Here is a 25,924-nt window from a genome sequence, read left to right on the forward strand (position 1 = left end):
TCTACGCCGCCTCAGCGGGCGGCCACTCGCGTTGTATCGTTAACATCCAATAAATTGAAACTATTTACTTCGATGCCATTAATCATACTTATGATTAATCCTAACTTAACAACCTGATTTTAATTAAATTGTTCCGCCGCGTATCGCTGATTATACTTGCCTTATCTCCCGCCTCATTTACCGAGCGTAAGCATGAGCCGATACCATGTTTCCAGCAGCGAAGGCCAATATGAGAAAGAATCCGGCGAGCAAGTTCTAGCCAACAAGCTGGGTATTGCCGATAGCAATGAACTCGACGATGCCGAATTGGTATTGCTGGAACAGCTCTACCATTCCGTTTTCGAACAGCATTTTCCGTTAGGGAAAATCACCGTCGAGATGATCAAGGGCTGGCATCGCCGCTGGTTAGGCAATATCTATGCATGGGCTGGACAAGCAAGAACTGTCAATATCAGCAAAGGGGGGCTTTATGTTTGCCCCTTCGACGCGATTGCCCAAACTACTGGACGATTTCGAGGTGGAATACCTGGCTCGTTACACACCTTGCTCAGCCATGAGCGAAGAACAGCTGATAGAAGCGATTGCAATAATCCATGTTGAACTGATACTCATACATCCCTTCAGAGAAGGGAATGGCCGTTTGTCACGGCTGTTGGCCGATGTGATGGCGGTTCAGGGCGGGCATAAATCGTTGGATTATCAAAGCTGGGAACAAAACAGAGCCCAATATATCTCAGCGATTCACTCAGGTATGAACATGAACTACGAACCGATGAAACACTGGGTCAGTCAAGCACTAAGAAGGTATTAGGCAAGGCGTAAATGAGCAAATTTTTTACGCGCTTCTTCTAAAGACGCTTCAACTCTGGCTGAGGGTTGACCTGTTTCAACCGCCGTTGATGTCGCCACGGAACGCACAATGTCCGTACGAGACGGCTTAGCATAACCCACCTGCACTTTTTTGCTGTTACTCATGACAACCTCTGTTCGCAAATTTGCTGAAGACATTATATCAAGGAATGTACAGGACTTCATTCCCTTGCCTCTCACTCCCGAGCAATAGCTTCACCACCACTCCGGGCGGCCACTTGCGTTGTTGCCCGCAGGCGAACAACAATCTCACCGCGTTACAAACCCGTCTTGCGCAGCGCTTCCCATTTTTACCTGTGACAGCCGATTGCCCGCTGGGCTAGTATAAGCGTCTGTGCAAACCTCAGGTTTGAGTGCGCCGTTTGGCGTTTTGATGATTTGATTTGCGCCGCCCGCCAAGCGCTGAGTGGGGCGACGCCTGCTGAAACAATGTGATAGCGAATGACGACAATGAAAATCACAGTTCCCTTTACATTCAATGGATTGGAAAAATAATCGCATGAATAGCACCGATAAACTCGATTCGCACACGCCGATGATGCAGCAGTACCTGCGCCTCAAGGCCCAGCATCCTGAAATCCTGCTGTTCTACCGCATGGGTGACTTCTACGAGCTGTTTTACGACGACGCCAAGCGCGCTTCCCAACTGCTGGATATCTCGTTGACCAAACGCGGCGCCTCGGCGGGCGAGCCGATCCCGATGGCCGGCGTGCCGCACCACGCGGTGGAGAACTACCTGGCCAAGCTGGTTCAACTCGGCGAATCCGTCGCCATCTGTGAACAGATCGGCGATCCGGCCACCAGTAAAGGGCCGGTCGAGCGCAAAGTGGTACGCATCGTCACCCCCGGCACCATCACCGACGAAGCGCTACTGCAAGAGCGCCAGGACAACCTGCTGGCGGCGATCTGGCAGGATGCGCGCGGCTTCGGTTACGCCACGCTGGACGTGAGCTCCGGCCGCTTCCGCGTCGCCGAGCCGCAGGATCTAGAGACCATGGCCGCCGAGCTGCAGCGCACCAATCCGGCCGAGCTGCTCTACCCGGAAACCTTCGAACAAATGGCGCTGATCGAACAACGCCACGGCCTGCGCCGCCGTCCGCTGTGGGAATTCGAACTGGAGACCGCACGCCAACAACTCAACCTGCAGTTCGGCACCCGCGATTTGACCGGCTTCGGCGTCGAGCAGGCGCATCAGGCGCTGCGCGCCGCCGGCTGTCTGTTGCAGTATGTGAAAGATACCCAGCGCACTTCGCTACCGCACATTCGCGGCATCACCATGGAGCGTCAGCAGGACGGCATCATCATGGACGCCGCCACCCGCCGCAACCTGGAGCTGACGCAGAGCCTGTCCGGCGGCAGCGACAACACGCTGGCGGCGATCCTCGATCGCACAGTCACGCCGATGGGCAGCCGCATGCTGAAACGCTGGCTGCACATGCCGACCCGAGACATCAAGGTGCTGACCGCCCGCCAACAGGCGATCGGCGCATTGCAGGAACGGTTCGCCGATCTGCAGCCTTCGCTGCGCCAGGTGGGCGATCAGGAGCGAATTTTGGCGCGCCTGGCGCTGCGCACTGCGCGTCCGCGCGATCTGGCCCGCATGCGTCATGCTTTCCAGCAACTGCCGGACATCCGCGCGGTGCTGCAAGATGTGGATACGCCGCATGTGCAGCAACTGCTATCTCAGGTAGGCCAGTTCGACGAGCTGCGCGAACTGCTGGAACGCGCGATCGTTGAATCGCCGCCGGTGCTGGTGCGCGACGGCGGCGTGATCGCCCCCGGTTACAACAGCGAGCTGGACGAGTGGCGCGCGCTGGCCGACGGCGCCAGCGACTACCTCGATCGGCTGGAGATCCGCGAGCGTGAAAAGCTGGGGCTGGATACGCTCAAGGTCGGCTTCAACGGCGTACACGGCTACTACATTCAGGTGAGCCGCGGCCAGAGCCACCTGGTGCCGATCCACTATGTACGTCGCCAGACGCTGAAAAACGCCGAGCGCTACATCATCCCGGAATTGAAAGAGTACGAAGACAAGGTACTCACCTCCAAGGGCAAAGCGCTGGCGATAGAGAAAAGCCTGTACGACGAGCTGTTCGATCTGCTGCTGCCGCACCTGGCGGAACTGCAGCAAAGCGCCGCCGCGCTGGCCGAGCTGGACGTGCTGGCCAACCTGGCCGAGCGCGCCGACACCCTGAACTACGCCTGCCCGGTCATGAGCGACCAGCCGGGGATCCGCATTACCGAAGGCCGCCACCCGGTGGTGGAGCAGGTGCTGAGCGAACCGTTTATCTCCAACCCGCTCTCCCTGTCGCCACAGCGCCGCATGCTGATCATCACCGGCCCTAACATGGGCGGTAAAAGCACCTATATGCGGCAAACGGCGCTGATTGTGCTGATGGCGCACATCGGCAGCTACGTTCCTGCTGCCAAAGCCACCATCGGCCCGGTGGATCGCATCTTCACCCGCGTCGGCGCGGCGGACGATCTGGCTTCCGGCCGTTCCACCTTCATGGTGGAGATGACCGAAACCGCCAATATTCTTCACAACGCCACCGAGCACAGCCTGGTGTTGATGGATGAAATCGGCCGTGGCACCTCCACCTACGACGGCCTGTCGCTGGCCTGGGCCTGCGCCGAGAACCTGGCCAACCGCATCAAAGCGATGACGCTGTTCGCCACTCACTACTTCGAGCTGACGACGCTGCCGGAAAAAATGGAAGGCGTGGTCAACGTGCATCTGGACGCGCTTGAGCACGGCGACACCATCGCTTTTATGCACAGCGTGCAGGACGGTGCCGCCAGCAAAAGCTATGGCCTGGCGGTCGCCGCGCTGGCCGGCGTGCCGCGCGACGTCATCAAGCGCGCCCGCCAAAAGCTGCGCGAGCTGGAATCCATCTCCAGCCACACCGCGTCGGGCAGCGTTGATGCCACCCAGATGACGCTGTTGCAGGAAGAGACTTCGCCGGCAGTAGAAGCCCTGGAGGCGCTGGATCCGGATTCCCTGTCGCCGCGCCAGGCGCTGGAATGGATCTACCGGCTGAAAAATATGGTGTAGTCAGACGCCAAACGCGGGCATAAAAAAACGGTGAGCATCATGCTCACCGTTTTTATTTGATGCGGTTCAACAACCGGCGTTATTCGCGGAACAGCGCCTCAATGCTCAGGCCCTGCATCTGCAGAATCTCACGCAGGCGACGCAGACCTTCAACCTGAATCTGACGGACGCGTTCACGCGTCAGGCCAATCTCCCGGCCCACGTCTTCCAGCGTCGCCGCTTCATAGCCCAGCAGGCCGAAACGACGCGCCAACACTTCACGCTGTTTGGCGTTCAGTTCGAACAGCCATTTGACGATGCTTTGCTTCATATCGTCGTCTTGCGTGGTGTCTTCAGGCCCGTTGTCCTTCTCGTCGGCCAGAATGTCCAGCAGCGCTTTCTCCGAATCCCCGCCCAGCGGCGTATCCACCGAGGTGATGCGCTCATTCAGGCGCAGCATGCGGCTGACGTCATCCACCGGCTTGTCGAGTTGCTCGGCAATCTCTTCAGCGCTCGGTTCATGATCCAGTTTATGGGAAAGCTCGCGCGCGGTGCGCAGATAAACATTCAGTTCTTTGACGATATGGATAGGCAAACGAATGGTGCGGGTTTGGTTCATGATCGCCCGTTCAATCGTCTGACGGATCCACCAGGTTGCGTAAGTGGAGAAACGGAAACCGCGTTCCGGGTCGAATTTTTCCACCGCGCGGATCAGACCGAGGTTACCCTCTTCGATCAGATCCAGCAGCGCCAGACCGCGGTTGCTGTAGCGGCGGGCGATTTTCACCACCAGCCGCAGGTTGCTTTCAATCATGCGACGGCGGGACGGCACGTCACCGCGCAGAGCACGCCGCGCAAAATAGACCTCTTCCTCTGCGGTCAACAGAGGTGAATAACCGATCTCACCCAGATAGAGCTGCGTCGCATCCAATACGCGTTGCGTAACGCCTTGAGACAACAGCTCTTCTTCCGCTAAATCGTTCTCGCTGGCCTCTTCTTCTACCAGCGCTTTTTCATCAAACGACTCAGCCTCAGCTCCATTCTCGTCGAAATCCGCATCATCATGTAACTCGTTAACTTTCAGCGTATTTTGGCTCATATGCTGCTCCTACCCGTGATACCGCGAGCAGAATCTCAGCGTATTCTGCCCAATCTATCGCTGCGGAAGATAACGCAGCGGGTTTACGGATTTCCCCTTGTAACGAATTTCAAAATGCAAACGTACTGAACTGGTACCGGAGCTACCCATGGTGGCTATTTTTTGACCCGCCTTCACTTCTTGTTGTTCCCGGACCAGCATTGTGTCGTTATGAGCGTAGGCGCTCAGGTAATCATCATTATGTTTGATGATGATTAGATTACCGTAACCCCGTAAAGCGTTGCCTGCATACACTACGCGACCATCGGCGGTAGCGAAGATAGGCTGCCCACGGGAACCGGCGATATCGACGCCCTTATTCCCACCTTCTGATGAGGAAAAGTTATCAATAATCTTGCCGTCAGTCGGCCATCTCCAGGTACTGACCGGAGCGCTGTTGCTGACGGTGCTGCTCACTGGTGGAGCGGCTTCCGGTGCGGTAACAGGCGCAGTCGCGGTCCCAACCGCTGCGGCGCCCGCTGCAGGTAACATCTTACCTACATTCTGTTTACCCGAGTTTTCAGAATACGCGTTAGTTGATTGAGAATCAACCGTTGCCGTCTGGATCTGGGTGCTGGAAGGTGGCTTCGGAACACCGCCTTTGGTCGCGTCAGTCGTCGCCAGCATACCGCCGCCGCCATTGGCAGAACCATTACCAAGTTGAATGGTTTGGCCAACATTCAGGCTGTAAGGCTCGGGAATATTGTTGCGCTGCGCCAGGTCGCGGAAATCGTTGCCGGTGATCCAGGCGATGTAAAACAGCGTATCACCGCGCTTGACCGTATAGGTGTCGCCGCCGCTGTAGCTCCCTTTAGGGATAGCGTTATAACTGCGGTTATAGACAATGCGGCCCTCTGGGCTGGCCTGCTGCGCTCCGCCATTATTATTGCCGGATGGAACGGCGCCGCCGCCGCCCACGCTGCTGATAGGGGCTGACGTCGAGGCCGTGTTTGTACAACCCGCCAACCACAAACTTACCATCGTACACACCGCAACCCGGCGTAACGTAATCATTGGGCTTCCCGTGCTCATGCTTCCCCCATGACAGCAATATCAGTGATATATCCAAAATACCCTTTACATCGTAGCCGAGCTTTTGCCACTTCCCAGTTTCTGCGATGTAAAGGCGCCGCCGGCCGATCCCTGAACGCCAGGTCATCTCCCGCCGGAGCATCAAAACGCGCGCCAATGCTAACCACATTGGCGTCACCGCACCATAAGACAACTACGTAGAAAGGCCAATTCTAGTGAAAATTAGCCTGATTGGAACGAGAAAACCTTATCCGCACGTGATGAAAGTGCAACAGATTTTTCAGACGGTCGAAAAATCAGACAATCGCTAGGCCAATTCGCCTTTCACCAGCGGCACAAAGCGCACCGCCTCTACCGCGTCGACCACGAAATCGTTGCCATGGCGCTGAATGCGTTTGAGGGTTTGGGCATGCTCGCCCACCGGCAACACCAAAATGCCGCCGTCGTCCAACTGCTCAACCAGCGCCTGCGGGATCTCCGGCGGCGCGGCAGTGACGATGATCGCATCGAACGGGCCGCGCGACGCCCAGCCCTGCCAGCCGTCGCCGTGGCGAGTGGAAACATTATGAAGGTCGAGCTGCTTCAGGCGGCGCTTGGCCTGCCACTGCAGCCCCTTGATGCGCTCGACGGAACAAACGTGTTGCACCAGATGCGCCAGAATGGCGGTTTGATAACCGGAACCGGTGCCGATCTCAAGCACCCGTGAAGTAGGCTTCAGATTCAGCAGCTCGGTCATCCGCGCCACCATATAGGGCTGAGAAATGGTCTGACCGGAACCGATCGGTAATGCAGTGTTTTCGTAGGCTTTGTGATCCAGCGCTTCGTCGACAAAACGCTCGCGCGGCACCGCTTCGATCGCTCGCAGCAGCTTTTCGTCCCGGATCCCTTGCTGACGCAGCTGCGTCAGCAATGTTTGCATACGCTTGTTCACCATTCCCCGCTAACCTCTGCCTTGGTTAACCATGTTTTCACGACTTCCTGCGCCGCGTAGGCGGTCAGATCCACCTGTAGCGGCGTGATCGCCACATAGCCTTGTTCCACCGCCGCAAAGTCGGTATCCGGCCCGACATCAAATTTATCACCAGGCGGCCCGATCCAGTAGAGATTTTGTCCACGCGGATCCTGCTGGCAGAAGACCTTATCGGCGGGATGGCGGCTGCCACAGCGAGTGACGCGCAGGCCTTTGATCTCCGCCAGCGGCAAATCCGGCACGTTAATATTCAGGATTTTTCCGGTGCGTAACGGTTCACGCTGCAGCGCACGCAAGATGCGGCAGGTAATGGCCGCAGCAGTCGCGTAGTGTTGGTGACCGTTCAGCGACACCGCCAGCGCGGGCAGCCCCAGGTGCCGGCCCTCCATCGCCGCCGCGACGGTGCCGGAATAGATGACGTCATCGCCTAAATTCGGTCCGGCGTTAATGCCGGAGACCACGATATCCGGCGCAGGGCGCATCAATGCGTTGACGCCAAGATAAACGCAGTCGGTCGGCGTCCCCTGCAGCACCGCGATATCGCCGTTGGCCAGCGTCTGCGTGCGCAACGGCGACTCCAGCGTCAGGGCATTGGAAGAACCGCTGCGGTTACGATCAGGCGCCACGACCTGCACCTCGGCAAACTCCCGCAGCGCCGCTGCCAGCACCTGAATGCCTGGGGCGCTGACGCCGTCATCGTTACTCAGCAATATCCGCATCACTGTTATCCTGCTGCATGATTTCGCGAACCACGCTGGTAGCAAAGCTGCCTGCCGGCAACCAGAAGCGCAGTTCCACGGTAACGTCATCCCACCAGTTCCACTGCAAATTTTGCGGCTGCAACAGCAGGGCCCGGCGAGCGGGTTCGACACGCTCGCGCTTTAAAAGCGTAAGCAATTCCGGTTGTTTCGCCAAGCATTGTTGTTCAAAAGCCAAGGCTTGGCCGGCGGTGCCTGGCTCTCCGTCGCCCGGCAAGGAAGCCGTGATCGCCAGCTCGCCGGCATCCAGCCGCTGTTGCAACGTCTCCAGCTCATCGGCTTTGGCGACGAACCAGCTACCGCGGCCGCTCAACTGCAGGGCATCCCCCTCCAGCACGGTGCGCTGCAGGCCGTCGGCCAGGCGCCGGCCGGCTATCAGATTGAACAGCGCACTGCGGCTGGCGGAAAGGTAGAAGCTGCGCTTGCTGCGCTCTTTAACGCGGATTTCGTCGTTCGCCCAGCGGCGCGCCATCACCAGATTGTTGCCGCCGCGGCCGAAGCGTTGGCTGCCGAAATAGTTTGGCACGCCCTGCGCGGCGATAGCCTGCAGGCGGCGCTCAACGTCCTGACGATCGGAAATCTGGCGCAGCACCAGCGTAAAGTGGTTGCCCTTCAGATTGCCGATGCGCATTTTGCGCAGGTGGCGGGCGAACGAGAGCACCTCGCAGCCTTCCAGCGCAAACTGTGAGAAATCCGGCGTGTCTTTGCCCGGCATATGCAGGCAGAACCACTGTTCGGTCACCGCGTGGCGATCCTTCAAGCCCGCATAGCTGACGGAACGGGCGTGAATACCGGCGAAGCGCGCCAGATAGTCGGCCACGAACTGGGTATTGCAGCCGTTTTTACGGATGTTCACCAGCACATGCTCGCCTTCGCCGTCCGGCGCAAAGCCCAGGTCTTCCACCACCACGAAGTCTTCCGGATTGGCTTTCAACACCCCGGTGCTCTGCGGCTGGCCATGCAGCCAGGTCAGATTCGCCATATCCATGCGGTTATTCCTTGATCAGCAAGGCGACCGCTTCGCAGGCGATGCCCTCGCCGCGCCCGGTGAAGCCGAGCTGCTCGGTGGTCGTGGCCTTCACGTTGACGTCATCCATATGGCACTGCAGATCTTCCGCCAGGAAGACGCGCATCTGCGGGATGTGCGGCGCCATTTTCGGCGCCTGGGCAATAATCGTGATGTCGAGGTTGCCGAGGCGGTACCCTTTGGCGCGGATGCGCTTCCAGGCTTCGCGCAGCAGCTCGCGGCTGTCCGCGCCCTTGAAGGCCGGATCGGTATCGGGGAACAGCTTGCCGATATCGCCCAGCGCCGCCGCGCCCAGCAAGGCGTCGGTCGCGGCGTGCAGCGCAACGTCGCCGTCGGAGTGGGCCAACAAGCCTTTGTCGTAAGGGATGCGAACACCGCCGATCACCAACGGGCCTTCGCCGCCGAATTTATGTACGTCAAAACCGTGACCGATACGCATGGTGCGCTCCTTAATTGTCCAACTGAGTCAAATAGAACGCCGCCAGCGCCAAATCCTCCGGCCGCGTTACTTTAATGTTATCCGCCCGGCCGGCGATCAGCAGCGGATGATAACCGCAATGCTCCAGCGCCGAGGCTTCGTCGGTGACGTTTGCGCCTTCATCCAGCGCGCGCTGCAGGCACTGCTTGAGCAGCGGCAGCGGAAACAGCTGCGGCGTCAGCGCATGCCACAGATCCTGTCGTTCAACGGTGTGGGCGATGGTGTCGCGGCCAGGTTCGGCGCGCTTCATGGTGTCGCGCACCGGCGCGGCGAGAATGCCGCCCACCTTGCTGTGTGCGGTGATCGCCAACAGGCGCTCGAGATCGTCGGCATGCAGGCAGGGGCGCGCAGCGTCGTGCACCAGCACCCAGTCCGCATCACCCGCGAGCTTCAGCCCGGCCATCACCGAATCGGCGCGCTGTTTGCCGCCCTCGGTGACGGTCACCCGCGGATCCTGAGCGATGGGCAGCCGTTCGAACTGACGATCTTCCGGGCCGATCGCCACGATCACCCGTTCAATGCGCGGGTGGCGCAACAGGGCATGGATAGCGTGTTCGACGATGCTGTGCCGGCCGATGGTTAAATATTGCTTCGGGCATTCCGCCTGCATGCGGCTGCCGATACCGGCAGCGGGTAGGACGGCAATCACCGAGGGAAAGGTGCCTGCGGAGTGATTCATGCGTTATTTTTGTGCGTTATTTTGCGAGGAAGACGCCGCGTTGCGTCTGGATTGGTCAGGAACCAGACGATAGAAAGTCTCACCGGGCTTGATCATGCCCAGCTCATTACGCGCTCGCTCTTCGATCGCTTCCTGACCGCCGTTCAAATCATCGATTTCGGCAAACAGCTGATCGTTACGCGCTTTCAACTTCGCGTTGTTGCCCTGTTGGACCGCAACGTCTTCATTGACCCGCACGTAATCGTGAATACCATTTTTGCCCAGCCACAGTGAATACTGTAACCAACCGAGCAATGCCAGCAATAGCAGCGTAAGTTTTCCCATCTCCGCCCCCTGAAAAACCGACCAATCATCCCACAACTTCTCGTTGGACTCCACACTGAGAGCGGCATTTCAACGCCAAATTCAGAATACGGATGAAGGATTCCCATGTTCAGCGCCTAATTCCGCTGCGAAAGCGGCAAAAAAAGCCGCTTTAGTCCGGCGCGCGCGCCGCGTTTTCCGCTGATACACACACTGCCCTTCCCCCATTATGCAGCAAGAATCACTGCACCATCGCGTCCTGACCCGTCGCTTACGCCAAGGCAAAGCAAGAAGTGAATATTTAACACCATAGAAAGAATAATCCTCATGCAGTGGTTGCACTTTCATTCATTGAAGCTTATTTTTATGCACTCATAGTGCATAAATAATTCCAATATATAACCATTCATTATCGGGGATCGCGATGTTAAAACGTTTAGTTCTGATCGGCGCCTGCCTGGCCGCCACCTTCTCCACCGCCGCGTTGGCGGCTGAACCTACCTACGTCGTCGGCTCCGGCGGCACCTATCGGCCGTTCGAATTTGAAAACAGCCAAAAGCAGCTGGAAGGTTTCGACATCGACATAATCAAAGCCGTAGCCAAGGCCGAAGGTTTTCAAATAAAACTGATCAATACGCCGTGGGAAGGGATCTTCGCCACGCTGAATTCCGGCGATCGCGATATCATCATCTCCGGCATCACCATCACCGATAAACGCAAACAAATGGTTGATTTTTCTGCGCCTTACTTCCCGGCAGAGCAGGCCATCGTGGTGCCGCAAGACTCGAAGGTAGACTCCATTGCCGCGTTGAAAGCGCTGAAGGTCGGCGTGGTGAACTCCAGCACCGGCGACATCGTGGTGTCCGACGCACTGGGCAAAAACAGCACCGCCATCAAACGCTTCGACAATACCCCGCTGATGCTGCAAGAGCTGTATGAAGACGGCATCGGCGCGGCGGTCGGCGACGTCGGCGTGGCCAAGTTCTACATCAAAACCCACCCTGAGAAAGCCTTCAAGCTGGTGCCCGACGCCAAGTTCGAACGTCAGTATTTCGGCATCGCCGTCGCCAAAGGCAACGATGAGCTGCGCAACAAAATCAACGCCGGCCTGAAGAAAATCATCGCCGACGGCACCTACGCCAAGATCTACCAAGCCTGGTTCGACAGCAACGTACCGACGCTGCCGGCGGAATAATGCCCTGCCGCCGGCGCCCGCAAGGCCGTCGGCGCGCCACCGTTTCAGCATACCAAGAAGGAATACCCTTTGAACTTCCGCTGGGAGATCATCCAGGAATACGCGCCGCTGTTTATGGAAGGCGCCTGGATGACCATCAAATGCACCATTATCTGCGTGCTGCTGGGCACCACCTGGGGATTGATCCTCGGTCTGGGGCGCTTGGCGCAGGCGCCGCACGGCATCTGGAAACCCATCCTGCATTACGGCGTTCAGTGGCCGGTACGCATCTACATCAGCGCCTTTCGCGGCACCCCGCTGTTCGTGCAGATCATGGTGGTCCACTTTGCGCTGGTGCCGCTGTTCATCAACCCGCGCGACGGCCTGCTGGTCACCAGCGGCCTGATGAGCGTCGACTTCGCCCGCGCGCTGCGCGCCGACTACGGCGCCTTTCTCTCCTGCGTGGTGGCGATCACGCTCAACGCCGGCGCCTATGTGTCGGAGATCTTCCGCGCCGGGATCCAATCGATCGACCGCGGCCAGATGGAAGCATCGCGCTCGTTGGGCATGAGCTACGGCAAGACCATGCGCCAGGTTATCTTGCCGCAAGCCTTCCGGCGCATGCTGCCGCCGCTGGGCAACAACGCCATCGCCATCGTCAAGGATTCGTCGCTGGCCTCCGCCATCGGCCTGGCGGATCTGGCCTATGCCGCCCGCACCGTCTCCGGCGCCTACGCCACCTATTGGGAGCCCTACCTGACCATTTCGCTGGTCTATTGGGTCATCACCTTCCTGCTTTCGCTGCTGGTGCAACACATGGAAAAGAGGTTCGGTAAAAGTGATTCGCGTACATAACCTGCAAAAACAGTTCGGTGAAAGCCACGTGCTGCGCGGCATTTCCTGCCGGATCGCCGCCAACGAAGTGGTGTGCGTCATCGGCCCCTCCGGCTCCGGTAAAAGCACCTTCCTGCGCTGCATCAACGCGCTGGAAACGCTCTCCGGCGGCGAGATCGAGGTGAATGGCTTCGCCGTCCACGATCAGAAAACCGACCTGAACAAGATGCGTGAAAGCGTGGGCATGGTGTTCCAACGCTTTAACCTGTTCCCGCACATGACGGTGTTGGAAAACATCATCATGGCGCCGGTAAGCGTGAAAAAACTGCCGCGCGCCGAAGCCATCGCGCAAGCGGAACAGCTGCTGCGCAAGGTCGGCCTGCTCGACAAAATCGACGCCTATCCCAACAGCCTGTCCGGCGGCCAGCAGCAGCGGGTAGCGATCGCCCGCGCGCTGGCGATGGGGCCGAAAATCATGCTGTTCGACGAACCGACCTCCGCGCTCGATCCGGAGCTGGTGGGCGAAGTGTTGGCGGTGATGAAATCGCTGGCCCATGAGGGCATGACCATGGTGGTCGTCACGCATGAGATGGGCTTTGCCCGCGAGGTGGCCGACCGGGTACTGTTTATCGATCAGGGGATCATTCAGGAAGAGGGGCAGCCGCAGCAGATCTTCAGTCACCCGTCCAATCCGCGCACTCAGGCATTTTTGAGCAAAGTTTTGTAACCTTCGGCACGGCTTTGCAATCCTGCGGGCGCCGGCCTCGGCGCCCACTCTCTCACCACCCGGTCAGGAAGCTGAACACCAGCCAGAACAGGCACAGCACAACGGCACCGGTCAGCAGCAGCGTCAAGATCAGACGGCCGCGCAGCAGCATGCTGAGGGTGATGCCGATCAGCACCGACAGCGGCATTAGCGCCAGGAAGAATGGCCAGGTATAAAGCAGGAAAAACAGCGTATTGGAACCGTAAACCAAAAACGGCAACGCGAACGCCAGCCAGTAGAAAACAAAGCCGCTGACGCCGCCCAGGAAAGAATAAGAAGGCTCCTCTTTCTCCTGTTTTGACTGCTTGGAGTCGATCAAGATAGGCGTGACATTTTGCATAGTGATCCCTGGTTATTCGGCTCGCTCTGCGGCGGCTTAGAGTAAAAAGCGCATGGCGAAAAACGCCACACGCTTTTTTGAATTCAGGGTTTGATAATAGCCTGACCACGCAACACGTCTAACAATTGCGCAATCAAATTTGTTACCAATTGTTGGCCATCAAGGTGGATTTCCGGCTGCTGCGGCGCCTCGTAAACCGCGTCGATACCGGTGAAATTGCGCAGCTCGCCGGCGCGCGCTTTCTTATACAATCCCTTCGGATCGCGCGCCTCGCAGATCGCCAACGGCGTATCGACAAACACCTCGATAAAGCGATCGTCGCCGAGCATCTCACGCACCATCTGCCGTTCGGCGCGGTGCGGCGAAATGAATGCGGTCAGCACCACCAGCCCGGCATCCACCATCAGCTTGGCCACTTCCCCCACCCGGCGAATGTTCTCGCGCCGATCCTCGTCGGAGAAGCCGAGATCGCGGCACAGGCCGTGGCGCACATTATCGCCGTCCAGCAGGTAGGTGCTGACGCCGAGCCCATGCAGCGCCTGCTCCAGCGCGCCGGCGACGGTGGATTTGCCCGAACCGGACAGCCCGGTAAACCACAGCACCGCGCCGCGATGGCCGTTGCGCGCTTCGCGATCCGCGCGCGTCACCGCGTGCGGATGCCAAACCACGTTCTCATCGTCCGGCCCGGTCGCCCTCAGTTCAGCGGCCACCTTATCGGCCACCGAGCAGATCGCGCGCGCCCCAGTGCGGGAAGTGCTTGCGCACCAGCGCATTCAGCTCCAGCTCGAAGGCGCTGAATTCGCCGCGCGCCGCCGATGCGGCCTGCAGCGTTTCACGCACCAGCCCGGCGCCCACCGTGACGTTGCTCATGCGATCGATGAAGATCAGCCCGCCGGTGTCGTGATTGCTCTGGTAGCTGTCCAGCACCAGCGGTTCGTCGAAGGTCAGCTCCACCAATCCGATGCCGTTGAGCGGCAACGTGTCGGCCGGATGCTGCGCCAGCGTATTGATCTCCACCTGATGACGGATGCTCTCCACGCGCGCGCGGGTCTTTTTACCGGCGATCTTGATGTCGTAGCTCTGGCCCGGCACCAGCGGCTGCTCGGCCATCCATACCACGTCTACCAGCGCGCTCTGCGCCGCCTGCAGACTTTCGCCGGCGTCGACCAGCAGATCGCCCCGGCTGATGTCCACTTCATCCTTCAGCACCAGCGTAATCGCTTCGCCCGGCACCGCCTCAGGCAGATCGCCGTCGAAGGTCACGATGCGCGCCACGCTGGACTCCACGCCGGAAGGCAGCACTTTGATGCGTTGCCCCACACGCACCACGCCGGCGGACAGCGTGCCGGCATAACCGCGAAAATCGAGGTTCGGGCGGTTGACGTACTGCACCGGGAAGCGCAGCGGCTGGTTTTCTCGCTCGCTGACCACGTCAACGCTCTCCAGCACTTCCAGCAGCGTCGGGCCGCTGTACCACGGCATATGGGCGCTTTCGCTCGCCACGTTGTCGCCGTCCAACGCCGACAGCGGCACAAACTTGATGTCCAGATCGCCTGGCAGCTGCTGGGCGAAGGTCAGGTAATCCTGTTTGAACTGCTCGAACACCGCTTCCTGATAGTCCACCAGATCCATTTTGTTTACCGCGACCACCAGATGGCGAATGCCCAGCAGGGTCGCGATAAAGCTGTGGCGGCGAGTCTGATCCAGCACCCCTTTACGCGCGTCGATCAGCAGGATCGCCAGATCGCAGGTAGAGGCACCGGTGGCCATGTTGCGGGTGTACTGCTCATGCCCCGGGGTATCGGCGATGATAAACTTGCGTTTTTCGGTCGAGAAGTAGCGATAGGCCACGTCGATGGTGATGCCCTGCTCGCGCTCGGCCTGCAGACCGTCCACCAGCAGCGCCAGATCGAGCTTCTCGCCTTGGGTGCCGATGCGTTTGCTGTCGCTGTGCAGCGTCGATAGCTGATCCTCGTAGATCTGGCGGGTATCGTGCAGCAGGCGGCCGATCAGGGTGCTTTTGCCGTCGTCGACGCTGCCGCAGGTCAGAAAGCGCAGCAGGCTCTTGTGCTGCTGCGCGTGCAGGTAAGATTCGACGCCGCCCTGGTCAGCGATTTGTTGTGCAATTGCGTTGTTCATCCGGCGGCTCCTTAGAAATACCCTTGACGCTTTTTCAGCTCCATCGAGCCGGACTGATCGCGATCGATCATCCGCCCCTGGCGTTCACTGGTGGTGGAGACCAGCATTTCTTCGATGATCTCCGGCAGGGTTTGCGCCTGCGAGTCCACCGCGCCGGTCAGCGGCCAGCAGCCCAGGGTGCGGAAACGCACCATGCGCTGGCTGATCACTTCACCCGGCTGCAGATCGATGCGATCGTCGTCCACCATCATCAGCATGCCGTCGCGCTCCACCACCGGGCGCGGTTTCGCCAGATACAGCGGCACGATGTCGATGTTTTCCAGGAAGATATACTGCCAGATATCCAGCTCGGTCCAGTTCGACAGCGGGAAGACGCGGATGCTCTCCCCTTTGTTGATCTGGCCGTTGTAGTTGTGCCACAGCTCCGGCCGCTGGTTTTTCGGATCCCAGCGGTGGAAGCGATCGCGGAACGAATAGATGCGCTCTTTGGCGCGAGATTTCTCCTCGTCGCGCCGCGCACCGCCGAAGGCGGCGTCGAAACCGTACTTGTTCAACGCCTGCTTCAGGCCCTCGGTTTTCATGATGTCGGTATGCTTGGCGCTGCCGTGCACGAACGGGTTGATGCCCATCGCCACCCCTTCCGGGTTTTTATGCACCAGCAGCTCGAAGCCGTACTCCTTCGCGGTGCGATCGCGGAATTCGTACATTTCGCGGAATTTCCAGCCGGTATCGACGTGCAGCAGCGGGAATGGCAGCGTGCCGGGGAAGAACGCCTTACGCGCCAAATGCAGCATCACGGAAGAGTCTTTGCCGATGGAATACAGCATCACCGGGTTGGCGAATTCAGCGGCGACTTCACGGATGATATGGATACTCTCCGCCTCCAATTGCCGCAAATGAGTGAGTCGTTTTTCGTCCATAACAGGTCCTTAAAAGCCTTGCCTATGCCAAATTCACGACGGCCGGGCGCGCGGCCCCTTCCGTCTGCGATTGATGCCCGAACCAGGCGATTTGGTGGTGCAGTTCCACCACTTCGCCGATCACCAGCAGCGCCGGCAACGGCGCCCGTTGGGCCAGATATTCCAGTTGTTCCAGCGTGCCGATCTGCACCTGCTGATCGGCGCGCGTGCCGCGGCTGATCACCGCCACCGGCGTCGCGGCGTCGCGACCGTGGGCGATCAGGCGCTGGCTGATGTCCGCCGCCTTCATGGTGCCCATGTAGATAGCCAGCGTCTGCCGCGCCCGGGCCAGATCGGCCCAGTCCAGGCCATCGCCGTCGGGGCGGCAGTGGCCGGTGATAAAGGTCACGCTCTGCGCGTGGTCGCGGTGCGTCAGCGGAATGCCTGCGTAGGCAGTCGCCCCCGCGGCGGCCGTGACGCCCGGCACCACCTGGAACGGAATGCCGGCGGCGGCGGCCACCTGCAGCTCTTCACCGCCGCGGCCGAAGATGAACGGATCGCCCCCCTTGAGGCGCACCACGCGCTTGCCCTGCTGCGCCAGTTCCACCAGCAGCCTATTGGTCTCTTCCTGGATCACCGAGTGCGCGCCGGCGCGCTTGCCCACGCAGATGCGCTCGGCGTCGCGGCGCACCAGATCGAGGATTTCGCCGCTGACCAGATGGTCATACAGCACCACGTCCGCCTGCTGCATCACCTGCAGCCCGCGCAGGGTCAACAACCCCACGTCGCCCGGCCCGGCGCCCACCAGGGCTATCTCGCCCTGGGCGCCCTCATCGCCTGCGGCGAAGCGGTGTAAATCCTGCTCCAGCTGGCGTTCCGCCTGCGCCGTCTGGCCGTTGGCCACCAGCGTGGCGAAACGGCCACCGAAGGTTTTTTCCCAGAAACGGCGACGTTCGCCGATCGAAGCCAACCGCTGTTTGACCTGGCCGCGCCAGCGGCCCGCCACCTGCGCCATCTGCCCCAAACTGGCGGGCAGCAACGCCTCCAGCTTTTCGCGCAGCAACCGCGCCAGCACCGGCGCCTGGCCGCTGGACGATACGGCCACCACCAGCGGCGAGCGATCGATGATCGACGGGAAGATGAACGAACAGCGCGGCTGATCGTCCACCACGTTGGCCAGCACCCGGCGTTTATCCGCCTCGGCGAACACCGCGGCGTTCAGCGCATTGTCGTCCGTGGCGGCGATCGCCAGAAACACGTCGTCCAGCTGCTGCGGATCAAAGGTTTTCCCCAGCCAGAGCACCCGCCCTTGCTGACGTTGTTGTTCCAGTTCCGGTGAGAGCGACTGCGCAACTATCCGTATTTCAGCCCCGGCGCGCTGAAGCAGGGAGACTTTGCGCGCCGCCACGTCACCACCGCCAACGACCAGCACCGGACGTTGTTTCAGGTCGGCGAATATTGGTAGATAGTCCACAACAGCCTTTTCATATAACAGAAAGATAGTGTGACTATACGGGCTGAGATTTAGCCTCTGAAATGACGAAAAGGAATGATTAGTTCCTTTATGGAATATAGGCCGCAGCGCAGGAGGCAAACCATGCTCATCGCGACGGCGATTTGCGCGTTCGCGCGAAAATTAAGAGACAGGGAAATTGTGTAATGCCGCCCGTCGTCTCATACTGGGCGCCGAAGAAAAATGATCGGCAGCGCCGATAGCAAAGAAGGATTTTTCGGTATGTTTTCCCGTTTTTACCTGAAGACCAGCCTGCTGGCCCTCGCACTCGGCGGCGTCTTCAGCGTTTGTGCCGCACAGCCCGTAAAAGACGCGCCAATGGGCCGTTTCGCCGCCGAACAGACCCGCCACATCGCCACTTACTTCCCCGGCCGCATGGCGGGCAGCCCGGCAGAATTGCTCACCGCCGACTATCTCAAGCAGCAGTTCGGCAAGATGGGTTACCAAAGCGACATTCGCAGCGTCAATACGCGCTATCTCTACACCAGCAAAGACGGCAAGAAGAACTGGAATAACGTCACCGCCAGCTCGGTGATCGCCGCCCGCAACGGCAGCAGCCCGAAACAGGTCGTGATCGTCGCCCACTTCGACACCTATACGCCGCAGAGCGACGAGGATCTGGATAACAATCTCGGCGGCCTGACGCTGCAGGGCGTCGACGACAACGCCTCCGGCATCGGCGTGATGCTGGAGCTGGCGGAACGCCTGAAGGATATCCCCACCGCCTACGGCCTGCGCTTCGTCGCCACCAGCGCTGAAGAGATCGGTTCGCTGGGCGCGCAGAACTACCTGCAGCGCATGAGCGCGGAAGAGAAAATCAACACCGTGCTGGTGATCAACCTCGACAGCCTGATCACCGGCGATCGTCTGTACTTCAACGCCGGGCGCAACACGCCGCCGCAGATGGCGAAGCGCTCCCGCGATCGCGCACTGGATATCGCCCACCGCTACGGCATCGCCGCCGCCACCAACCCTGGCAACGCGCAGCATCCGCAAGGCACCGGCTGCTGTTCCGATCAAGAGGTGTTCGACGCCGCAGGCATCCCGGTATTGTCAGTGGAGGCCACCAACTGGTCGCTGGGCGACAAGGACGGTTACCAGCAGCGCGCCGTCAGCCCGCACTTCCCGCAGGGCATCACCTGGCACCGCCCGCAGTACGACAACCTGCAATATCTGGATCGCTACCTGCCGGGGCGGATCGACAAACGCAGCCGCGACAGCGTGCAGATCCTGCTGCCCTTGATCAAAGAGCTGGCGCAGGCGCACCCGCCGAAAGCGCAAAAGAAAAAGTAGCCCGTAAAAAAACAGGGCCCAGCATTGCTGAGCCCTGTGATGTCATTCGCGTCGTTTAGCCTTCGTGCAGACCGCACTCGCGCTTCAGGCCAAAGAAGCGCGTCTCTTCCTCGCTCATGCCCGGCTCCCACTTTTGGGTGGTGTGGGTATCGCCTACCGACAGGTAGCCCTGCTCCCACAACGGGTGGTAGCTCAGCCCGTGTTCGGTCAAATACTGGTAAATCTTGCGGTTGTCCCAGTCGATGATCGGCAGGATCTTGAACACCCCACGCTGCACCGCCAGCACCGGCAGATTGGCGCGGCTGCCGGACTGTTCGCGCCGCAGGCCGGCGAACCAGCTCTGCGCGCCCAGCGTCTCCAGCGCGCGGTTCATCGGCTCGACCTTATTGATCTGGTTATACTTTTCAATGCCTTCCACGCCCTGCTCCCACAGTTTGCCGTAGCGCGCCTCTTGCCAGGCGGGAGACTGTTCGGCGCGGAACACCTGCAGATTCAGCTTCAGCTGGTCGGTCAGTTGATCGATAAAGCGGTAGGTTTCCGGGAACAGGTAACCGGTGTCGGTCAGGATCACCGGGATATCCGGCCGGATGCGCGTCACCAGGTGCAGACACACCGCCGCCTGAATGCCGAAACTGGACGAGAGTACAAACTCGCCGGGCAGATGCTCCAGCGCCCATTCGACGCGCTGTTCGGCGCTGAGGCTCTCCAGCTGGCCGTTGACCACCGCCAATGCCAGCGCCTGCCCGGATTTGGGCAACGCGTTCAGCGCCGCCAGATCGAATTCAGCCATGTTGTCTCTCCTGATACTTGAAATTACCTGTGCGGCCCCTCTGCCCAGGGGCCGCCCGGCCTCACTCCCAGAAATCTCGCGCCGGATCCAGCACCGGTTTGACGATGCCCGCGCGAACGGTGAAGTCGCCGAAGCCTTCGCCGGCGTTGCGCTCCTTCGCCCAGCGCCCCACCAACAGGTCGATCTCGCTCAGGATCTCGTCTTCGTTGATGTTTTCGCGGTACATGCGCGGAATGCGCGTGCCTTCGCGGTTGCCGCCCAAATGCAGGTTATAGCGGCCGACCGCCTTGCCCACCAGTCCCAGCTCCGCCAGCAGCGCGCGGCCGCAGCCGTTCGGGCAGCCGGTGATGCGCAGCACGATATGCTCGTCGCCCATCCCGTGCCGATGCATGATCTCCTCAACCTTGGTGACGAACTGCGGCAGGAAGCGCTCGGCCTCCGCCATCGCCAGCGGGCAGGTCGGGAACGACACACAGGCCATCGAGTTCTTGCGTTGCTCGCTGATCTGGTCGTCGATCAGGCCATGATCGCGCGCCAAGGCGTCGATCTTGGCCTTCTCGCTTTCCGGCACGCCGGCGATGATCACGTTTTGGTTCGCCGTCAGACGGAAGTCGCCTTTATGGATCTTGGCGATCTCCGCCATGCCGGTCTTCAGCGGGCGCCCCGGATAGTCCAGCAGGCGGCCGTTCTCGATAAACAGCGTCAGATGCCACTGATCGTCGATGCCCTTCACCCAACCGATGCGATCGCCGCGGCCGGTGAATTCATATGGGCGGATCGGCGCGAAGGTGATGCCGGCGCGCTTTTCCACTTCGGCGCGGAAAACGTCCACCCCGACGCGCTCCAGCGTGTATTTGGTCTTGGCGTTCTTGCGGTCGGTGCGGTTGCCCCAGTCGCGCTGCGTGGTGACCACCGCTTCCGCCACCGCCAGCGTATGCTCGAGCGGAATGTAGCCGAACTCGCTGGCCTGCCGCGCGTAGGTTTTCTTGTTGCCGTGCTCAATGGACAGCCCGCCGCCCACCAGCAGGTTGAAGCCCACCAGCTTGCCGTTTTCGGCGATCGCCACGAAGTTCATGTCGTTGGCGTGCAGATCGACGTCGTTCTGCGGCGGGATCACCACCGTGGTTTTGAATTTGCGCGGCAGGTAGGTCGGCCCCAGAATCGGCTCTTCGTCGGTAGTGGCCACCTTCTCCTGATCCAGCCACACCTCTGCGTAGGCGCGGGTGCGCGGCAGCAGGTGTTCAGAGATCTTCTTCGCCCACTCGTAGGCTTCCTGATGCAGCTCGGACTCCACCGGGTTGGAGGTGCACAGCACGTTGCGGTTCACGTCGTTGGCGGTCGCCAGCGCGTCCAGCCCCAGGCGATTCAGCAACTGGTGCACCGGTTTGACGTTGCCTTTCAGGATGCCGTGAAACTGGAACGTTTGGCGGTTGGTGATGCGAATGCTGCCGTACAGCGTGCTCTCCTGCGCGAACTTGTCGATGCCCAGCCACTGCTGCGGGCTGATGACGCCGCCCGGCAGGCGGCAACGTAGCATCATGGCGTGGCGCGGCTCCAGCTTCTGCTCGGCGCGTTCGGCGCGAATGTCGCGGTCATCCTGCTGGTACATGCCGTGAAAACGGATCAGCAGGAAGTTGTCGCCGTTGAAGCCGCCGGTCAGGCCGTCGTTCAAATCTTCGGCGATGGTGCCGCGCAGGAAGTTGCTCTCCTTCTTCATGCGCTCCGCATCGGCCAGTTTGCCTTCGACCACCAAAGGCCCGGGGTGTTTATCACTCATCAGTAAACATCTCGCTGATAACGGCGCTCAAGGCGCAGCTCACTTAAAAATTCATCCGCCTGCTCGGTATCCATGCCACCGTGCTCGGCCACCAGTTCCAGTAATGTGTGTTCCACGTCTTTCGCCATGCGATTGGCATCGCCGCAGACGTAAATGTGCGCGCCTTCCTGAATCCAGCGCCACACTTCCGCGCCCTGTTCGCGCAGTTTGTCTTGTACGTATATTTTATGTTGCTGGTCGCGGGACCAGGCCAGATCGATGCGGGTCAGCAGGCCGTCTTTCACGTAGCGCTGCCATTCAACCTGGTACAGGAAATCTTCGGTAAAGTGCGGGTTGCCGAAGAACAGCCAGTTTTTGCCGCCGGCGCCGTCGGCGTCGCGCTGCTGCATAAAGGCGCGGAACGGCGCGATGCCGGTGCCCGGGCCGATCATGATCACCGGCGTTTCCGGGTTGGCCGGCAGACGGAAGTTGTCGTTGTGCTCGATAAACACCCGCACGTCGCCGTCCTCCTCCAGGCGATCCGCCAGGAAACCGGAGGCGCCGCCGCTGCGAGCGCGCCCGTCGATGTCGTAACGCACGACGCCCACGGTGATGTGCACTTCGTTCGCATTTTCCGCCTGTGAAGAGGCGATGGAGTACAGGCGCGGCGTCAGCGGACGCAGCAGCCCGACCAGCTGTTCGGCGCTCAGATCCGCCGGCGCCTGGCGCACCATGTCGACGATCGGCGTGTTGTGCGCATACTGCTGCAGCGCGGCTTTATCCGCCAACAGACCGATCAGCTTTTCGTCGCGCGACAGCGCGGCGTATTTATCGACGATCGGCGTGGTGTTCTGCGTCAGTTCGAAATGGCTGCGCAGCGCCTGCGCCAGCGGCAGGGTTTGCCCTTCCACCTCGACCGGTTCGTCGCCTTTCAGCCACAATAGCTGCACCAATTCGTCCACCAGCGCCGGATCGTTGTCGAACCATACGCCGAGCGCATCGCCAGGCTGGTAGCGCAGGCCCGAATCGCCCAAATCGATCTCGATATGGCGCACGTCTTTATCGGACGCGCGGCCGGTAATTTTCTGCTTGACCGCCAGTTGGGCGGTGAGCGGTTGTTCCTTGCTGTACGGGCTGCTGTCGATCAGGTCGACCGCGCCGCTGGCCAACGCGCCCGGCGCGGCGCTTTCCGCCGGCGCGCGCGCCTTCAGCACCGACACCACCTGTTTGCGCCAGGCGGCGGCCAGTTCCTGATACTCCACGTCGGCATCCACGCGCTCCACCAGGCGCTCGGCGCCCAGTTCGGCCAACTTGGCGTCGAAATCTTTACCGGACTGACAGAAATTCTCATAAGAGGTGTCGCCCAGCCCGAACACCGCAAACGCGGTGTCACTCAGCTTCGGCGCCTTTTTCGAGAACAGGTATTTATGCAGCGCCACCGCTTCTTCCGCCGGCTCGCCTTCCCCTTGCGTGGAGGCGACGATCACCAGCAGGCGCTCTTGCGCTATCTGCTTGAACTTGTAATCGCCGGCGCTGATCAGCGTGGCGTTCAGATTGGCGGCCAGCAAATCGTCGCGCAGCTGCTCCGCCAGGCGGCGCGCATTGCCGGTCTGCGAAGCGGAAATGATGGTGATGCCGGCGGCGGCAGGGGCGGCGGGCGCAATGGCCACGGCTCCTGGCTGTTGATTGACCATGCCCCAAAAATAACCGGACAGCCACGCCAGCTGCGTCGGCGAATAGTCGCCGATCGTCGCCTGCAGGCGTGCCAGCTGTTCGGGCGTCAGCGGGAGCAAAGATGTTGGAGGAGCCTGAGTCGTCATTGCTGTACTTATTTCCTATACTTAGCGCCTTTCCTGCCAGGCGCGCGCCAGTGTCAGTCGCTGTCTCTTCGCTGCGTCGGGTGTGCGGAAAAGATCAGGAGAGTTTGTAAGGTTACCGAGCAGAATAGCAACGATTAAATAAGGGATAGCAATAAATCATAACCAAAATGACTAAGCTGTTTTTCTGGTAAGGGATAACGCTTAAACCGTTAAACAAAGTTTTTTATCCAGATGAAAATAAAGCACTTTTTTTCATCATTTTTTCACCGTTCAACATTTCGGCTCATAACCCCAGCCGATAGGTGCCGCAGACACCAAACAAAAAAAGTGTTAACCGGATGCGTTTGCCGTGGCGGTAGACCATAACGGTATAAATGGCAAGCAGACGCGCTTTCCGGTACTATGCGGCGGTTTTTGAGTCAATGAGGCCGTAATAATGGCAACCACGCTGTTTAAAGATTTTCAGTTTGAAGCCGCACACCGTTTGCCGCATGTGCCGGAGGGCCACAAATGCGGCCGTCTGCATGGGCATTCGTTTATGGTGCGTCTGGAAGTGACCGGTGAAGTGGATCCCCACACCGGTTGGGTGATGGATTTCGCCGAGCTCAAGGCTGTGTTTTCCCCGATCTGGGAGCGGCTGGATCACCATTATCTGAACGATATTCCAGGATTGGAAAATCCCACCAGCGAAGTGCTCGCCGCCTGGATTTGGCAGCAGCTCAAGCCCCAGTTACCGGAACTGACTGCGGTGATGGTGAAAGAGACCTGTACGGCGGGATGCGTATATAAAGGTTGATGCCGTGAGGGTATGTGCAGATACCCTCACACTACCTCGCCTTGCAGATCCAGACGCCGCGCCGTCCAGGGCCTTTCCGACAGGCTCAACGCCATTCCCCCGCGATAGACAAACGTTTTGCTCTCGCCATCCTCAATGAACGCCGTCTCGTTTTCCATCGCCCGATAGCCGGCGCCGGTATAGTACTTTTCGCTTACCGCAAACAGTATGGAATACGCGATCCCTTTACTGCGCAAATAGTCATGCGCCTTCACCAGCATGTTTGCGGCCACGCCGCGGCGCCGATGCGTGTGTGCCACGGCCACCAGCCCGATGATGCCGATCACCTCGGCCTCACCGTCAATCAACACCGGCCGCTCATGCACCGCCAGTTGGCCAACGATCGCCTCGCCTTCCGTGGCGGTCACCAGGCAAGCCGGCACCTGCCGCCGATAAAATCCGTCGGTTATCTCGGGGAAAGCGTCGGACAACAGCGAGCGAATCGACCGCAATTCCGCTTCCGTCACCGCCTCGAATGCACGCGATACAATTTTCACCGTAACTCCCGTCCCGTTCGAAGGCCTGCGGCCAATAAAAAACTCAGGCGATATTCAGATATTTGTGGGTCTGCATCGACAGCCGCCAATTGCGCGCAATGCAGGTTTCGATGCACAGGCGGGTCGCCTCTTCTTTCTGGCTGATCGGCTGCAGCGCGATAATGCGCGCCTTATCGTCCTGCAGCGTCGCCAGCAGCGCATCCAGCGCCTCGATATCGCGCTCGCGCGCCACCGGATGCTTCACCTCGTCGGCGCGCCGCAGCGCCTGATCCAGCACCTTCATGCCGCCGCGCATATTCACCTTGGGCGAAACCGTCACCCAGGTGTTGGCGGAGCAGCGAATTTCGTGGGTGCCGCTGGTTTCAATCTGGCAACGGTAGCCGTGCTGCTCGAACAGCTCGGTCAACGGCGCCAGATCGTAGATGCAGGGTTCACCGCCGGTGATCACCACATGGCGCGCGGTGTAACCTTGTTGGCGCATCACCGCCAACAGCTGCTCGGCGCCGGCATTGCCCCAGGCGTCGCTCTCTTCTGTTTTGACCAGGATCCGTTGCAGGTCGACTTCCCGATGGGCTTCCTTTTCCCAGGTATGTTTGGTGTCGCACCAGCTGCACCCTACCGGGCAGCCCTGCAGGCGGATGAAAATGGCCGGAACGCCGGTGAAAAAGCCTTCGCCCTGCAAGGTTTGGAACATCTCGTTGATCGGGTACTGCATCGGTTTCTCAATCTGGAAAAGTAAAAAGCGATTATCGCAGATTCCGGCCCGGCGACCAAACGGCCAAAATTGTATTAAATTTTATCCTCCGCGCCGCCGTCAGCATATCTCACCGCCAAGGGCGTTCATTTAATTTGTTAACCGGTCTTTGGCCTTTCATCGGCGGTGCAACCTGCTCCACAGAAAACAACACAAAGTTAACAAATAAGATAATTATATTTGACATAAAGCGCCGACGCGCAGATGTATATACAAGCAAACACA

Annotated in this window: 25 protein-coding genes and 1 pseudogene; 7 read left to right on the forward strand and 19 right to left on the reverse strand. The window is 59.8% G+C overall.

The features are described 5' to 3' along the window. Positions 1-192: 192 nt before the first annotated feature. A pseudogene (locus HWW83_RS18475) lies at positions 193-811 on the forward strand (Fic/DOC family protein). Here the strand turns inward: HWW83_RS18475 and HWW83_RS18480 are convergent. Beyond that, positions 808-975, reverse strand: coding sequence for a hypothetical protein (locus HWW83_RS18480; RefSeq protein ID WP_164489250.1), 168 nt, complete (start codon positions 973-975; stop codon positions 808-810). The pseudogene HWW83_RS18475 and the gene HWW83_RS18480 overlap by 4 nt on opposite strands. A 394-nt stretch (positions 976-1,369) precedes the next feature. On the opposite strand from HWW83_RS18480, the gene mutS reads away from it, so the two are divergent. Continuing rightward, complete coding sequence (mutS, locus tag HWW83_RS18485) at positions 1,370-3,925, forward strand: DNA mismatch repair protein MutS (RefSeq protein ID WP_089192564.1); 2,556 nt, start codon at positions 1,370-1,372, stop codon at positions 3,923-3,925. Between the two features lie 79 nt (positions 3,926-4,004). Here mutS and rpoS read toward each other — a convergent pair whose 3' ends face one another. From rpoS to ftsB, 8 genes are all read right to left on the reverse strand, one after another. Beyond that, complete coding sequence (rpoS, locus tag HWW83_RS18490; protein WP_019455119.1) at positions 4,005-5,003, reverse strand: RNA polymerase sigma factor RpoS; 999 nt, start codon at positions 5,001-5,003, stop codon at positions 4,005-4,007. 54 nt (positions 5,004-5,057) lie between these two features. Beyond that, entirely contained in the window at positions 5,058-6,056 is a 999-nt protein-coding gene (gene nlpD, locus HWW83_RS18495) for a murein hydrolase activator NlpD (RefSeq protein WP_033641891.1), read from the reverse strand. A 325-nt stretch (positions 6,057-6,381) separates the two neighbouring features. Next, on the reverse strand, positions 6,382-7,008 hold the full coding sequence (locus tag HWW83_RS18500; RefSeq protein WP_033641890.1) for a protein-L-isoaspartate(D-aspartate) O-methyltransferase: 627 nt from the start codon (positions 7,006-7,008) through the stop codon (positions 6,382-6,384). After that, entirely contained in the window at positions 7,002-7,763 is a 762-nt protein-coding gene (surE, locus tag HWW83_RS18505) for a 5'/3'-nucleotidase SurE (protein WP_033641889.1), read from the reverse strand. The genes HWW83_RS18500 and surE overlap by 7 nt, the downstream gene beginning before the upstream one ends. Continuing rightward, the gene (truD, locus tag HWW83_RS18510) at positions 7,744-8,790 is read right to left on the reverse strand and encodes a tRNA pseudouridine(13) synthase TruD (RefSeq protein WP_089196592.1); all 1,047 of its coding nucleotides are present in this window, start codon (positions 8,788-8,790) and stop codon (positions 7,744-7,746) included. Before truD ends, surE begins: the two co-directional genes overlap by 20 nt. A gap of 4 nt (positions 8,791-8,794) precedes the next feature. Further along, complete coding sequence (gene ispF, locus HWW83_RS18515; protein ID WP_004932594.1) at positions 8,795-9,268, reverse strand: 2-C-methyl-D-erythritol 2,4-cyclodiphosphate synthase; 474 nt, start codon at positions 9,266-9,268, stop codon at positions 8,795-8,797. A 10-nt stretch (positions 9,269-9,278) separates the two neighbouring features. Then, the gene (ispD, locus tag HWW83_RS18520; RefSeq protein WP_004932598.1) at positions 9,279-9,986 is read right to left on the reverse strand and encodes a 2-C-methyl-D-erythritol 4-phosphate cytidylyltransferase; all 708 of its coding nucleotides are present in this window, start codon (positions 9,984-9,986) and stop codon (positions 9,279-9,281) included. A 3-nt stretch (positions 9,987-9,989) separates the two neighbouring features. Beyond that, positions 9,990-10,310: a cell division protein FtsB gene (gene ftsB, locus HWW83_RS18525; protein WP_016929043.1), complete on the reverse strand. Its 321-nt coding sequence runs from the start codon at positions 10,308-10,310 to the stop codon at positions 9,990-9,992. Between the two features lie 403 nt (positions 10,311-10,713). Between ftsB and HWW83_RS18530 the strand changes: the two genes are divergently transcribed. The 3 genes from HWW83_RS18530 to HWW83_RS18540 all read left to right on the forward strand — a co-directional run bounded on the left by HWW83_RS18530 (position 10,714) and on the right by HWW83_RS18540 (position 13,024). Continuing rightward, positions 10,714-11,484, forward strand: a complete 771-nt coding sequence (locus HWW83_RS18530) for a basic amino acid ABC transporter substrate-binding protein (protein WP_033651644.1) — start codon at positions 10,714-10,716, stop codon at positions 11,482-11,484. 114 nt (positions 11,485-11,598) lie between these two features. Further along, entirely contained in the window at positions 11,599-12,318 is a 720-nt protein-coding gene (locus HWW83_RS18535) for an amino acid ABC transporter permease (protein ID WP_042706788.1), read from the forward strand. Continuing rightward, positions 12,302-13,024: an amino acid ABC transporter ATP-binding protein gene (locus HWW83_RS18540; RefSeq protein ID WP_033641886.1), complete on the forward strand. Its 723-nt coding sequence runs from the start codon at positions 12,302-12,304 to the stop codon at positions 13,022-13,024. Before HWW83_RS18535 ends, HWW83_RS18540 begins: the two co-directional genes overlap by 17 nt. Positions 13,025-13,076: 52 nt before the next feature. Here the strand turns inward: HWW83_RS18540 and HWW83_RS18545 are convergent, their stop codons facing one another. The 5 genes from HWW83_RS18545 to cysG form a co-directional block, all read right to left on the reverse strand. Next, positions 13,077-13,403 carry a DUF3561 family protein gene (locus HWW83_RS18545; RefSeq protein WP_033641885.1) on the reverse strand — a complete coding sequence of 109 codons (327 nt, stop codon included), beginning with the start codon at positions 13,401-13,403 and terminating at the stop codon, positions 13,077-13,079. An 83-nt stretch (positions 13,404-13,486) separates the two neighbouring features. Continuing rightward, the gene (cysC, locus tag HWW83_RS18550) at positions 13,487-14,176 is read right to left on the reverse strand and encodes an adenylyl-sulfate kinase (protein ID WP_079656228.1); all 690 of its coding nucleotides are present in this window, start codon (positions 14,174-14,176) and stop codon (positions 13,487-13,489) included. Next, positions 14,115-15,542: a sulfate adenylyltransferase subunit CysN gene (gene cysN, locus HWW83_RS18555; RefSeq protein WP_033641884.1), complete on the reverse strand. Its 1,428-nt coding sequence runs from the start codon at positions 15,540-15,542 to the stop codon at positions 14,115-14,117. Before cysN ends, cysC begins: the two co-directional genes overlap by 62 nt. An 11-nt stretch (positions 15,543-15,553) precedes the next feature. After that, positions 15,554-16,462 (reverse strand): sulfate adenylyltransferase subunit CysD, encoded by a 909-nt coding sequence (cysD, locus tag HWW83_RS18560; protein ID WP_033641883.1) that lies wholly within the window; start codon positions 16,460-16,462, stop codon positions 15,554-15,556. Positions 16,463-16,484: 22 nt separating this feature from the next. Beyond that, positions 16,485-17,915: a siroheme synthase CysG gene (gene cysG / locus HWW83_RS18565; RefSeq protein ID WP_142075049.1), complete on the reverse strand. Its 1,431-nt coding sequence runs from the start codon at positions 17,913-17,915 to the stop codon at positions 16,485-16,487. A 261-nt stretch (positions 17,916-18,176) separates the two neighbouring features. On the opposite strand from cysG, the gene HWW83_RS18570 reads away from it, so the two are divergent. Next, a complete protein-coding gene (locus HWW83_RS18570; RefSeq protein WP_176589472.1) occupies positions 18,177-19,247 on the forward strand; it encodes an aminopeptidase in 1,071 nt (356 codons plus the stop codon). A gap of 55 nt (positions 19,248-19,302) precedes the next feature. Here the strand turns inward: HWW83_RS18570 and HWW83_RS18575 are convergent, their stop codons facing one another. The 3 genes from HWW83_RS18575 to cysJ form a co-directional block, all read right to left on the reverse strand. Continuing rightward, complete coding sequence (locus HWW83_RS18575; protein WP_033641881.1) at positions 19,303-20,037, reverse strand: phosphoadenylyl-sulfate reductase; 735 nt, start codon at positions 20,035-20,037, stop codon at positions 19,303-19,305. A 61-nt stretch (positions 20,038-20,098) separates the two neighbouring features. Beyond that, entirely contained in the window at positions 20,099-21,814 is a 1,716-nt protein-coding gene (gene cysI, locus HWW83_RS18580; RefSeq protein WP_033641880.1) for an assimilatory sulfite reductase (NADPH) hemoprotein subunit, read from the reverse strand. Beyond that, complete coding sequence (gene cysJ / locus HWW83_RS18585) at positions 21,814-23,613, reverse strand: NADPH-dependent assimilatory sulfite reductase flavoprotein subunit (RefSeq protein WP_176589473.1); 1,800 nt, start codon at positions 23,611-23,613, stop codon at positions 21,814-21,816. The genes cysI and cysJ overlap by 1 nt, the downstream gene beginning before the upstream one ends. A gap of 436 nt (positions 23,614-24,049) precedes the next feature. Between cysJ and queD the strand changes: the two genes are divergently transcribed. Beyond that, positions 24,050-24,409, forward strand: a complete 360-nt coding sequence (gene queD / locus HWW83_RS18590) for a 6-carboxytetrahydropterin synthase QueD (RefSeq protein ID WP_004932638.1) — start codon at positions 24,050-24,052, stop codon at positions 24,407-24,409. Positions 24,410-24,435: 26 nt separating this feature from the next. On the opposite strand, the gene HWW83_RS18595 is transcribed toward queD, so the two are convergent. Beyond that, a complete protein-coding gene (locus tag HWW83_RS18595; RefSeq protein WP_049866645.1) occupies positions 24,436-24,945 on the reverse strand; it encodes a GNAT family N-acetyltransferase in 510 nt (169 codons plus the stop codon). A 43-nt stretch (positions 24,946-24,988) separates the two neighbouring features. Further along, positions 24,989-25,660: a 7-carboxy-7-deazaguanine synthase QueE gene (gene queE, locus HWW83_RS18600; protein ID WP_033641878.1), complete on the reverse strand. Its 672-nt coding sequence runs from the start codon at positions 25,658-25,660 to the stop codon at positions 24,989-24,991. Positions 25,661-25,924 lie beyond the last annotated feature (264 nt).

It is taken from the genome of Serratia ureilytica (assembly GCF_013375155.1).
GTDB lineage: Bacteria > Pseudomonadota > Gammaproteobacteria > Enterobacterales > Enterobacteriaceae > Serratia > Serratia ureilytica.

Coding starts and splice junctions, on each gene's coding strand:
- HWW83_RS18480 (WP_164489250.1), bottom strand. CDS start 975: ATGAGTAACAGCAAAAAAGTGCAGGTGGGTTATGCTAAGCCGTCTCGT.
- mutS (WP_089192564.1), top strand. CDS start 1,370: ATGAATAGCACCGATAAACTCGATTCGCACACGCCGATGATGCAGCAG.
- rpoS (WP_019455119.1), bottom strand. CDS start 5,003: ATGAGCCAAAATACGCTGAAAGTTAACGAGTTACATGATGATGCGGAT.
- nlpD (WP_033641891.1), bottom strand. CDS start 6,056: ATGATTACGTTACGCCGGGTTGCGGTGTGTACGATGGTAAGTTTGTGG.
- HWW83_RS18500 (WP_033641890.1), bottom strand. CDS start 7,008: ATGGTGAACAAGCGTATGCAAACATTGCTGACGCAGCTGCGTCAGCAA.
- surE (WP_033641889.1), bottom strand. CDS start 7,763: ATGCGGATATTGCTGAGTAACGATGACGGCGTCAGCGCCCCAGGCATT.
- truD (WP_089196592.1), bottom strand. CDS start 8,790: ATGGATATGGCGAATCTGACCTGGCTGCATGGCCAGCCGCAGAGCACC.
- ispF (WP_004932594.1), bottom strand. CDS start 9,268: ATGCGTATCGGTCACGGTTTTGACGTACATAAATTCGGCGGCGAAGGC.
- ispD (WP_004932598.1), bottom strand. CDS start 9,986: ATGAATCACTCCGCAGGCACCTTTCCCTCGGTGATTGCCGTCCTACCC.
- ftsB (WP_016929043.1), bottom strand. CDS start 10,310: ATGGGAAAACTTACGCTGCTATTGCTGGCATTGCTCGGTTGGTTACAG.
- HWW83_RS18530 (WP_033651644.1), top strand. CDS start 10,714: ATGTTAAAACGTTTAGTTCTGATCGGCGCCTGCCTGGCCGCCACCTTC.
- HWW83_RS18535 (WP_042706788.1), top strand. CDS start 11,599: ATGGAAGGCGCCTGGATGACCATCAAATGCACCATTATCTGCGTGCTG.
- HWW83_RS18545 (WP_033641885.1), bottom strand. CDS start 13,403: ATGCAAAATGTCACGCCTATCTTGATCGACTCCAAGCAGTCAAAACAG.
- cysC (WP_079656228.1), bottom strand. CDS start 14,176: ATGCGCTGGTGCGCAAGCACTTCCCGCACTGGGGCGCGCGCGATCTGC.
- cysN (WP_033641884.1), bottom strand. CDS start 15,542: ATGAACAACGCAATTGCACAACAAATCGCTGACCAGGGCGGCGTCGAA.
- cysD (WP_033641883.1), bottom strand. CDS start 16,462: ATGGACGAAAAACGACTCACTCATTTGCGGCAATTGGAGGCGGAGAGT.
- HWW83_RS18570 (WP_176589472.1), top strand. CDS start 18,177: ATGTTTTCCCGTTTTTACCTGAAGACCAGCCTGCTGGCCCTCGCACTC.
- HWW83_RS18575 (WP_033641881.1), bottom strand. CDS start 20,037: ATGGCTGAATTCGATCTGGCGGCGCTGAACGCGTTGCCCAAATCCGGG.
- cysI (WP_033641880.1), bottom strand. CDS start 21,814: ATGAGTGATAAACACCCCGGGCCTTTGGTGGTCGAAGGCAAACTGGCC.
- cysJ (WP_176589473.1), bottom strand. CDS start 23,613: ATGACGACTCAGGCTCCTCCAACATCTTTGCTCCCGCTGACGCCCGAA.
- queD (WP_004932638.1), top strand. CDS start 24,050: ATGGCAACCACGCTGTTTAAAGATTTTCAGTTTGAAGCCGCACACCGT.
- queE (WP_033641878.1), bottom strand. CDS start 25,660: ATGCAGTACCCGATCAACGAGATGTTCCAAACCTTGCAGGGCGAAGGC.